Source organism: Candidatus Magnetominusculus xianensis (assembly GCA_001541255.1).
GTDB classification, from domain to species: Bacteria; Nitrospirota; Thermodesulfovibrionia; order Thermodesulfovibrionales; family Magnetobacteriaceae; genus Magnetominusculus; species Magnetominusculus xianensis.
On record LNQR01000151.1, the window covers coordinates 1 to 11,181 of the forward strand.

The following is an 11,181-nucleotide window of genomic DNA, read 5'->3' on the forward strand; positions in this document are numbered from 1 at the left end:
CAAACGGATTACTAACCCCTTTGGAGGGTCCCAGACTGGTACATTTTTCAATGACCAGAAATGGTACATATTTGGATGGCCATTGACAAGGCGTACATCCCTGTATTGTTTACTCTGCGGATATCTATGTTACCATCATCCTTACCCAAATCACCTACGACAACAAATAATCCCTTTTTTATGATAGGTGGCGTCTTATATGTAAAAATTCTGTTTATCGCGACGGCATTATGGTCAAATCCGTAACGCTCTCCTGATGACGTTAGCTCCTCGTCACCTGCTTCGTACTCTGATGCCTGGCCTGTCCAATAACCATCGCCAACATATTTTGCTACATCTTTGTCAGGGTATGTACGACCATGTTCCGCGAGTATTTCTCTGGAAGAGTTAAACATTCGAATATAACGTTTTTGAACATCTCCATTGAAATCGTGAGGAATGGCAAAGTCCACACCGTGATTATCATATCGTCTTTTGCCAGCTTTTTTCACCACCCCTTTCTTCGGGTCAACATCAGCTTTTGCCATCAAAAAACTACACTCCTCCTCACTCACACTTCCTTCAAACAAACCGGTCTCATCATTCTGTATATAGCATACTTTCTTAGACATTTACGGCCTCCCTTACATATGTTTTATTCATTCATGCAGAAAGTATGTTATGATTATTATCATAACACAAATAGATTATTTGTCAAGAATTATTTTTTAATTCTTCTCATTGTTTTATAACGCTTGATACTGCCGGAGCTAAACCTTTTTTCTATTTGCTGTGTCTAATTTCTCATGATGCTGGTAGAATATAACTCAGATGGATGAGGACAGCAGATCAGAAGATTACAGGTTAATTGACTCATATCTCGATACCGGCGATGAGGCGGCTCTTGAGGCACTTGTTGTTAAATATCGAAAGGAGGTTTACTTGATTGCCTATAGGGTAGCCGGTGATGTGGAAGAGGCTAAGGACATTACACAAAAGGCTTTTATCAGCGCAGTGTCTGAGCTTAGGAATTTTAAAAAGAACTCGGCCTTCAAGACCTGGCTCTACAGGATAACCGTGAACACTGCCCTTAACCATACGCGCGGCAGCGCCTATACTGTCGAGTTATGCGAAACTATAAAATCCGATGCCAAAGATGCCGACACATGGCTGATAGAAAAACAGCAGGAGCGGCATTTAAAAACTATGCTTGCCAGCCTGCCGCCAAGACAGCGTATTAGCGTAATTCTGCGGGTTTACAAGGGATTAAGTATAGCTGAGACAGCAGATGTCATGGGCTGTTCCGAAGGGGCTGTGAAATCACACTATCACAGCGCCATCAATAAACTCAAAGCCGCTATGGCAGCCTTATTGCAAGGGAAGGACTTATGAAATCTGAACACGATGAAATAAAAGACATGCTCCACGAATATCTCCACGGCACGCTTTCAGATGAGAAGGCGGCGTTGGTAAAAGGACACCTAAGCGGCTGTGATGACTGCGCCCATGAAGTCAATATCGCTGTGGCGCTGTTAAAAATCGTGGCGCCTGACCCAGGCGCTGTCTATTTTAATAACCTTACGAAGACCGTCCTCAGTACAGCACGGGCAAATACGCCGAAGAAGTTCAATCTGTGGAAGTATATCTTCAGGCCCATCCCGATTGCTGCTGCCGCTTCGCTGTGTCTTGTAATTTATTTAACCATATTTAATTTGGGTAATTTTAGGAATTCCCATCCCAAACAAGTTCAAATCGCCAGCAACACACAAAATAACATAACGCGTAATTATGTTACACACCATACTCAGAACACTAACATAGTGATGGACACATCAGCCACAGACGATACTCTGTACTCCTTACTAATGGAGGAAGACTACGACGATGGTTTTACATCGGTCTATGGCGGCTATGACCATGATGATGATTCATACGAAGAGTGATTTAGTTAAATCTGGCAAATAAAATCTATCTATGTGTTATCATTAAAAAGATGATCAAAGTTAAAATAACAGCGGCGGCATTGCTGCTTACGGCGGCCCTGGCAGTGTATGTGTTTGCAGCAGAACCACCGGCGGACGGCAAGTCTGCGGGGAAATCCGGCTTCACCCCCTCTGCCCTTCCCGTTGAGACAGCCACCGCCAAGACCGGAGACATGGGCACATATCTAAACGGGCTTGGCACGGTAGTTCCACTCAGCACTGTCAGCATTAAGAGCCGCGTTGACGGGCAGTTGGATAAGGTACTGTTTGAGGAAGGCCAAATCGTCAACAAAGGTGACCTTATTGCGCTGATTGACCCCAGGCCGTTTGAAATCCAGTTGATGCAGGCCGAAGGCCAACTGGCAAAGGACACCGCCCTGCTTAACAATGCCCTGCTTGACCTGGAAAGATACCGTACACTGTTTAAGCAGGACTCCGTATCAAAGCAGCAACTGGACACTCAGGAATCTCTGGTAAAACAGTATGAGGCCGCTTTAAAGGCAGACAAGGCTCAGGTAGAAAGCGCGAAACTCCAGATAGTCTACTCAAAGATTACCGCACCGGTAAGCGGCAGACTGGGGCTTCGGCAGATTGACCCGGGCAATATAATTCATGCCTCTGACACAAATCCCATAGTCGTAATCACGCAGCTCAAACCAATCTCCGTCGTATTTCCAATCGCCGAGGACAACCTCCCGCGTGTACTTGAGAAGTTGAAAAAAGGCGTAAAGCTTCAGGTTGAGGCATATGACCGGCAGCGAAGCCGCAAACTTGCTACAGGACACCTCCTGAGTGTTGACAACCAAATAGACATCAACACGGGTACGGTTCGCTTTAAGGCCATATTTAAAAACGAAGACACAGCGCTATTCCCCAATCAGTTCGTAAACGCCCGCCTGCTTCTCGACATTAACCGCGATACCGTCCTCATCCCCTCTGCAGCCCTTCAACAGACTCAAAAGGGCACGTTTGTCTATGTGCTTACAAAAGAGGGCACGGCCTCCATACGCCCTGTTAAAACAGGAGAGACACAGAAAGACACAACATCCATCGTGAGCGGGCTTACCCCAGGTGAAGAAATAATTATCAGCGGGACAGAAAGGCTGACCGACGGCGCAAAGGTACAGGTAAAACAATTCCCCCAGGACAACTCAACACCTGTCAAAGACACACCACGAAAGTTTAACTAATGAATATCTCACGCCTTTTTATTATGAGACCCGTTGCCACCATGCTCATCATGATAGCTGTGCTGCTTTCAGGGCTGATAGCGTATAAGCAACTGCCGGTTGCGGCACTGCCACAGGTTGACTATCCGACAATCCAGGTACGGACGTTTTACCCCGGGGCAAGCCCTGAGGTTATGACCTCGTCTATCACATCGCCGCTTGAGCGGCAGTTTGGTCAGATGCCCGGCCTTACGCAGATGACCTCTAACAGCTCCGGCAGCAGCTCCATTATCACCCTTCAGTTTACGCTCGATTTAAACCTTGACGTTGCCGAACAGCAGGTTCAGGCGGCCATAAACGCGGCCTTTAGTTCCCTGCCGAGGGATTTACCAAGCCCGCCCGTTTACAGCAAGGTAAACCCTGCCGATGCCCCTGTCCTGACACTTGCCCTTACATCGGACTCATTGACACTGCCGCAGGTAGAAGACCTCGCTGAGACACGTTTTGTACAGAAAATCTCACAGCTTTCAGACGTAGGGCTTGTAAGCATAAGCGGCGGGCAGAAACCCGCAGTCAGAGTTCATGCTAATCCCACAGCGCTTGGCGCCCTCGGCCTGACCCTCGAAGATGTGCGCTCTGCCATAACCGCCGCCAATGTCAATCAGGCTAAGGGCAGCTTTGACGGCCCGACACAGGCAGTTGTCATCGGGGCTAACGATCAGATTTACGCAGCCAAAGACTACAGGCAGCTCATTGTGAGTTATAAAAACAACGCCCCCGTTTATCTTGCCGATGTCGCAGACGTAGTTGACGACGCTGAGAACACAAATCAGGCCGCATGGATGAACACAACCCCGGCAGTTATCGTTAATATCCAAAGACAGCCGGGGGCTAATGTCATCGAGGTTGTGAACCGTATTAAGCAGCTTATGCCTCAGCTCAAGAGTTCTCTTCCGCCTTCCATTAACGTAACAATCCTGACTGACCGCACTGTGACAATCCGCCAATCCATCAATGATGTCCAGTTTGAGCTTGTCCTTGCTGTGGTGCTTGTAGTGCTGGTGATATTTCTGTTTCTGCGTAATCTGCCAGCGACTGTCATTCCGGGCATTGCCGTGCCCCTGTCGATTGCCGGTACGTTTGGGGTTATGTATCTGATGGGCTTTAGTTTAAACAATCTTACGCTTATGGCGCTTACCATCTCAACGGGGTTTGTCGTAGATGACGCCATAGTGATGATAGAAAATATCTCGAGATATATCGAGAAGGGGCGCTCTCCTCTTGAAGCCGCTCTGATGGGGTCTGAACAGATTGGATTTACGATTCTTTCTCTTACCGTCTCGCTGGTTGCCGTGCTTATCCCGCTCCTGTTCATGGGAGATGTAGTTGGGCGGCTATTCAGAGAGTTTGCCGTTACTCTGGGGGTGACGATTGTCATATCGGCATTTGTATCGCTTACGCTGACGCCTATGATGTGCGCTAAAATACTCAAACACTCCTCCAACTCTCAGCAGGGGAGAATCTACCTTGCCACACAAACAATCTTTGATAAGATCATCGAAGGCTACGGGGCCACACTTAAGCTGGTTTTCAGACATAAAACAATTACGATTCTCATCGCCGCAGCAACCCTGGCGCTTACGGTAATTTTATATATGTTAACCCCAAAGGGGTTTTTCCCAATTCAGGACACCGGCGTGATACAAGGGATTTCAGAGGCACCGCAGTCTATATCGTTTGCTGAGATGTCGAGGCGGCAGCAGTCTCTTGCCCGAATTGTCGCCGAGGACCCGGCCGTTGAGAGCCTCTCATCGTTCATAGGCGTTGACGGTACAAACACCACGCTTAACAGTGGGCGCATCCTGATAAATCTTAAACCACTTGCAGAGCGTAAGGCCAGCGCCGTTGACATCATACACCGCCTCAAACCCCGCTTAGAGACGGCAGAAGGCATAACCCTGTTTATGCAGCCCGTACAAGACCTCACCGTGGACTCTAAGATAAGCCGCACACAGTTCCAATATACCCTTGAAACCCCTAATGCAGATGAGTTGAACGCACTTGCCCCGCTTGTTATAAAGGCCCTTGAGGGCCGTCCTGAGCTCAGAGACGTAAGCAGCGACAGGCAAAACGACGGTCTGAGACTGTTTCTTACCATAAACCGCGACATCGCCGCACGCTTTGGCATCACGCCGCAACTGATTGATGATACCCTGTATGATGCCTATGGTCAAAGGCAGATATCCACGATTTTCACAGAACTAAACCAATACAGGGTTGTGATTTCAGTGAACAAAAAATACAAGGAGAGCGTCTCAGGGTTAAATGACATATACATTCGGGCCGCAAACGGTGGGCAGGTGCCGCTGAGTTCGATTGTGTCAGTCTCAGAGACCACCGGGCCATTAGTAATAAACCGTCAGGGACAGTTTCCCGCCGTAACCATATCGTTCAATCTGGCGCCGGGCAAGTCACTTGGGGATGCAGTTAAGGCTGTTGAGCAGACCATGAACCTGCCGACAAGTATCAGGGGGAGTTTCTACGGCACAGCGCAGGCATTTAAGGCATCGCTGTCAAATGAACCGCTGCTTATTCTGGCCGCCCTTATTACAGTATACATAGTGCTTGGCATCCTATATGAGAGCTACATACATCCTGTGACGATTCTATCCACACTTCCATCGGCAGGCGTGGGGGCGGTGGCGTCACTTTTATTATTTAAAATGGACCTTGACGTAATAGCCGTCATAGGGATAATACTGCTGATAGGGATTGTAAAGAAAAACGGCATTATGATGGTGGATTTTGCCCTTGAGGGGCAGCGTCGCGATGGAAAGTCTGCCGAGGCTGCAATCTATGAGGCGTGCCTGTTACGGTTTCGTCCTATAATGATGACCACAATGGCCGCGCTGCTGGGTGCCCTGCCCCTGGCCCTTTCTGGCAGTGTCGGCTCAGAACTCAGACGCCCACTTGGGGTAACTATCATCGGAGGGTTGATTCTAAGCCAGGTGTTAACGCTTTATACAACACCGGCTATATACCTCGCATTTGATAAAATATCCAAGCGCAAGGCTCAGAAGACATGAGTATTAATGGCTAAAACGCATATGAATGTTACTCCGTTGATAAGTAACTGGATTCCCGCTTTCGCGGGAATGACAGACATGGGACATGATTCCGGCATGGGACATGATTCCAATAAAGTACCTGATTTCAGAAGAGAACTTAATTTCAACAAGGGGTTTCACTCTAACCCGGCAGCTACAATGACAGCGTCTACCCCCATTTTGTCATTCCCGCGAAAGCGGGAATCCAGAAGTATCATCAGGCATCATATATTTGTAGCTGTCTCAAAGCCTGACCTTGAGCGATGAAATTCGTCGAGATATTTATAAGGCGACCAGTTGCCACTACGCTTATTACAATTGCCCTCGTGTTAGCGGGTGTCATGTCGTTTTCGTCGCTTGCAGTGTCTCCGCTTCCGCAGGTAGATTTCCCTACAATACAGGTAAGCGCAGGGCTTCCAGGGGCAGACCCCGAGACGATGGCAACTTCCGTGGCTGCCCCGCTTGAAAAGCAGTTCACACGAATAGCCGGTATTACTGAAATGACATCGGCAAGTTACCGCGGCGTTACCTCAGTTACACTGCAATTCGCCCTCGACAGGGATATAAACGGCGCAGCACGCGATGTTCAGGCGGCAATCAACGCCGCCCGAAGCGACCTGCCCAAAAACCTTCCCACGAATCCCACATACAGGAAGGCCAACCCTGCCGATGCGCCTATTCTTATCCTTGCCCTTACATCTGATACTATCAGCAGGGCACGCATGTACGATGTTGCCTCAAGCGTGCTGCAGCAAAAAATTGCCCAGATAAACGGCGTCGGGCAGGTGTTTGTCGGCGGCGGCGCGCTCCCTGCCGTAAGGGTTGATGTAAACCCAACGGCGCTAAACAGATATGGCATCAGTCTTGATAATGTCAGCACAGTGATTGCAAGGACAAACGTAAACCGCCCAAAGGGGCAAATCACAGAGGGCGCCAGGCAATGGGAAATCATGACCAATGACCAGCTCTTCAGGGCTAAAGAATATCTGCCGCTGATTATCTCCTACAAAAACGGCATGGCGCTGCGCCTTTCCGACGTAGCCTCAGTAACGGACTCAGTCGAGGACCTGCGGGTTGCCGGAATTGTAGATGGAAAGCCTGCCGTTATGCTGATTATTTCACGGCAGCCCGGGGCAAATATTATTGAGACAGTGAAACGCATCCGGGACATAATGCCGCAACTGGAGGCAGTTTTACCCGGCGGCGTAAATCTCACCGTAGTGCTTGACAGGACGCCGCCAATCAGGGGGTCTCTTAATGTTGTAAAACATTCCCTGGTGCTTTCCGGTGTGTTAGTAATACTTGTCGTATTCTGGTTTATCCGGGATGCACGTGCCACGCTTGCCCCCGCTGTTGCGGTCTTTGTATCGATTACCGGGACATTTGCCGTTATGTATCTCTTTGGGTATTCCCTGAACAATCTTTCACTTATGGCATTGACTGTGGCAACGGGGTTTGTAGTCGATGACGCCATAGTTGTGCTTGAGAATATATCGAGGTACAGGGAGCAGGGGATGCGTCCATTTGAGGCTGCGGTAATCGGTTCAAAGGAGATTGCCTTTACAGTGATTTCGATGAGCCTGTCGCTGGTTGCCGTGTTTATCCCTATTTTACTAATGGAGGGGATGATAGGAAGGCTGTTTCGTGAGTTTGCCGTTACGCTCTCGGCCTCGATATTGATATCTCTGTTTGTATCGCTTACGACAACACCGATGATGTGCGCAACAATTCCCGAAGGCCCGAAAAACCCAAATAACTCAATTAAGCACGGCTTTCTGTACCGTATAAGCGAGGGGTTCTTCAACCAGATACTCAGGCTCTATGAGCGCAGCCTGAATGCAGCACTGCGGCATTCGTTTCTCATGCTCTGCCTGACAATACTGACGGCACTTACAAGCATCTATATGTTTATTAGCATCCCAAAGGGGTTTTTCCCTGAGCAGGACACAGGGCGCATTGCAGGAAGCATTCAAGCGGCACAGGATACATCGTTTCAGTCTATGAAGGGGAACGTTGAGCGAATAGTCGATATTATAAAAAAAGACCCAGACGTTGAGCATGTGATAGGGTTTACCGGAGGCGGAGGCGGGGGCGGGTCAACCACAAACACAGGCCGGATGTTTATCTCACTGCGCCCGTTTGAGCTGCGCAAGGCATCTGCACAGGAGGTTATTAAAAGGCTTCGCGACAAATTAGGCAGTATCCCCGGCGCTTCAACGTTTTTGCAGGCCGTTCAGGACATACGCGTAGGGGGAAGGGTTGGAGGGGCGCTCTATCAGTATACGCTTCAGGGGGAGAACATCCCGGAGCTTAATATGTGGGCACAAAAACTGCGTAATAAATTGCAAATCACGCCGCAGCTTGTAGATGTAAACAGTGATTTGCAGGACAGGGGGCGCGAGGTCAGGCTTCAGATAGACCGTGCCGCTGCCTCCCGCCTGGGTGTAACAGCGCAGCTGATAGACTCAGCCCTCTATGACGCCTTTGGTCAGCGCCAGGTCTCTGTAACATACACCGCGCTAAACCAGTATCGCGTAGTCATGGAAGTCGCCCCTGAGTACTGGCAGTATGCCGAGGCGCTAAACGACATATATGTCTTTTCCAAAACCGGAGTCCGTGTCCCGCTGAGTGCCTTTGCCCAGTATGAAACTAAACTGTCGGCTTTGGCAGTAAATCATCAGGGACAGTTCCCGTCGATAACGCTGTCGTTTAATCTTTCAACCGGCACAGCGCTTGGCGAAGGGGTAGCGGCAATAGAGAAAGCTGCAGAGGAGATAGGGATGCCGACAAGTGTGCGCGGGACGTTTGCCGGCACAGCTCAGGCATTTAAGGCGTCACTTAAAAACGAACCCTGGCTTATACTTGCCGCCTTAGTGACAGTATACATAGTGCTTGGAATCCTGTATGAGAGTTTTATTCACCCGATTACGATACTGTCAACACTTCCCTCAGCAGGGGTAGGCGCAGTTGCCGCCCTCTACATATTTAATACAGAATTGAGCATAATAGCAATTATAGGGATAATACTACTGATAGGAATTGTGAAGAAAAATGGCATAATGATGGTTGATTTTGCGTTAGATACCGAACGCAGGCATGGCAAAAGCCCTGAAGATGCGATACATGAGGCGTGTCTGCTGAGATTCAGGCCGATAATGATGACCACAATGGCAGCACTGCTGGGTGCGCTACCGCTTGCAGCAGGCAGCGGCGTGGGCTCAGAACTCCGCCGCCCTCTTGGGATTACAATTGTCGGAGGGCTGATCTTAAGTCAGATATTAACACTTTATACTACTCCGGTGATATACTTATACATGGACAGACTGAGGCTCCGGGTACAGAGAATGAGACACAGACTAAGCGAACCGCATTAAGCGGCAGGAACTTAATTACAGGCAGGGTCAATAATGCGAATCATATTAATAATACTAACAGCGTGTACGCTCTTAAACTCATGCAAGGCTGGCATGGATTACGTCAGGCCGGAGATGTCAATACCGGCGGATTATAAAGAGGCAAACATCTGGAAGGCTGCGCACCCAATGGACAACGTAACAAAAGAGGCATGGTGGGAGGCATATAACGACAGCCTGCTTAATGAACTGGTGCGTGAGGTCAGCATATCCAATCAGAGCCTTGCGGTGAAAGAGGCACAGTTTCGGCAGGCGCGCGCCCTTGTGGACTCATCAGCGGCGCAGCTCTACCCAGTGGTGACGCTTGGGGCGACTGTGAACCGGAACAGAGGCTCTGGTAACTCATCAGGCGGCGGCAGCAGCAGTGCCTCATCATCACAAAGCACGCTGACGAATTATTCCGTGCCTGCTGCGCTCAGTTGGGAATTAGACCTGTGGGGCAAGGTAAGACGCACTATTGAGGCCAATCAAGCCGGGGCAGAGGCCAGTTTTGCAGAGCTTGAGGCACTGCGTCTGAGTACTCAGGCACAACTGGCAGAAGATTATTTTCAACTGCGCTCACTCGACACCCAGCGCCAAATACTTGAAGAGACCATTAGCGGCTATGAAAAGACGCTCCAGATTATAAAAAACCGCTATGAAAGCGGCACTGTTGGCAGGGCCGACGTGCTTAATGCAGAGACTCAACTAAAAACAACCGCTGCACAGTCCATAGATTTGGGTGTTGCGCGGGCAACGCTTGAGCACGCCATAGCAGTACTGATTGGTAAACCGGCGCCGTCCTTTACGATACCGTTTATGCCTCTTTCATTTGGCACACCTGACATACCATACAGCGTGCCCTCAGAGCTATTGGAGAGGCGGGCAGATATAGCCGCGGCGCAGAGGCGGGTTGCAGCAGCGAACGCACAAATTGGGGTTGCAGTGGCGGCCTACTATCCAAGCGTAACACTAAGCCCATCGAGCGGGTTTCAAAGCGGGGTGATATCTAAACTGTTCTCGTGGCCAAGCCTTGTGTGGTCACTTGGGGCGTCGCTGACGCAGACGATATTTGACGGCGGGTATAAGCTGGCGGTTACGGAGCAGGCGCGGGCGAACTATGACGCTGCCGTAGCCACATACAGACAGACGGTGCTGACGGCATTTGCCGAGGTAGAGGATGCCCTGTCCACACATAAGATACTTATGACCGAGCTGAGGGTACAGGATGAGGCAGTAAAGTCAGCGGAGGCTGCAGCAGCAGTAGCCATGAATCAATACAAGGCGGGGATAATCGGCGCACTCGACCTGATAGTAGTCCAAAACATTGCACTCAATAACAAAAAAACCGCGGCAGTCATCAAAGGGCGCATAATGTCAAACAGCGTGATGCTGATAAAGGCCCTGGGTGGTCAATGGAGTGGACTGGGTAATATTGGGTTGGAAACTCAGTACAGATAACCCCTAAAACCGAAATAGAGATTGAAAAAAGGGTGAAAGCCCCCGTGCTTAAAGGGTAGCAGATGGTATAAAATATCACCTGCAAGGTCAA

8 protein-coding genes are annotated in these 11,181 nt (G+C 49.5%); 7 read left to right on the top strand and 1 reads right to left on the bottom strand.

Annotated elements, in window-relative coordinates; translation table 11 throughout:
* Positions 1–47: 47 nt before the first annotated feature.
* Complete coding sequence (locus ASN18_RS16875; protein WP_085053949.1) at positions 48–611, bottom strand: hypothetical protein; 564 nt, start codon at positions 609–611, stop codon at positions 48–50.
* Between the two features lie 199 nt (positions 612–810).
* Here ASN18_RS16875 and ASN18_RS16880 point away from each other — a divergent pair, with 199 nt between their 5' ends.
* From ASN18_RS16880 to ASN18_RS16910, 7 genes are read left to right on the top strand one after another with little or no spacing between them, the layout of a single operon-like run.
* Entirely contained in the window at positions 811–1,371 is a 561-nt protein-coding gene (locus ASN18_RS16880; RefSeq protein WP_085053950.1) for an RNA polymerase sigma factor, read from the top strand.
* Complete coding sequence (locus ASN18_RS16885) at positions 1,368–1,922, top strand: zf-HC2 domain-containing protein (protein ID WP_085053951.1); 555 nt, start codon at positions 1,368–1,370, stop codon at positions 1,920–1,922. The genes ASN18_RS16880 and ASN18_RS16885 overlap by 4 nt, the downstream gene beginning before the upstream one ends.
* Positions 1,923–1,972: 50 nt before the next feature.
* The gene (locus tag ASN18_RS16890; RefSeq protein ID WP_085053952.1) at positions 1,973–3,151 is read left to right on the top strand and encodes an MdtA/MuxA family multidrug efflux RND transporter periplasmic adaptor subunit; all 1,179 of its coding nucleotides are present in this window, start codon (positions 1,973–1,975) and stop codon (positions 3,149–3,151) included.
* Positions 3,151–6,216: a multidrug efflux RND transporter permease subunit gene (locus ASN18_RS16895; RefSeq protein WP_085053953.1), complete on the top strand. Its 3,066-nt coding sequence runs from the start codon at positions 3,151–3,153 to the stop codon at positions 6,214–6,216. The genes ASN18_RS16890 and ASN18_RS16895 overlap by 1 nt, the downstream gene beginning before the upstream one ends.
* Positions 6,217–6,222: 6 nt before the next feature.
* Positions 6,223–6,504 (top strand): hypothetical protein, encoded by a 282-nt coding sequence (locus tag ASN18_RS16900; RefSeq protein ID WP_085053954.1) that lies wholly within the window; start codon positions 6,223–6,225, stop codon positions 6,502–6,504.
* Entirely contained in the window at positions 6,501–9,611 is a 3,111-nt protein-coding gene (locus tag ASN18_RS16905) for a multidrug efflux RND transporter permease subunit (RefSeq protein ID WP_085053955.1), read from the top strand. Before ASN18_RS16900 ends, ASN18_RS16905 begins: the two co-directional genes overlap by 4 nt.
* A 33-nt stretch (positions 9,612–9,644) precedes the next feature.
* Positions 9,645–11,090, top strand: coding sequence for an efflux transporter outer membrane subunit (locus tag ASN18_RS16910; protein ID WP_085053956.1), 1,446 nt, complete (start codon positions 9,645–9,647; stop codon positions 11,088–11,090).
* Positions 11,091–11,181 lie beyond the last annotated feature (91 nt).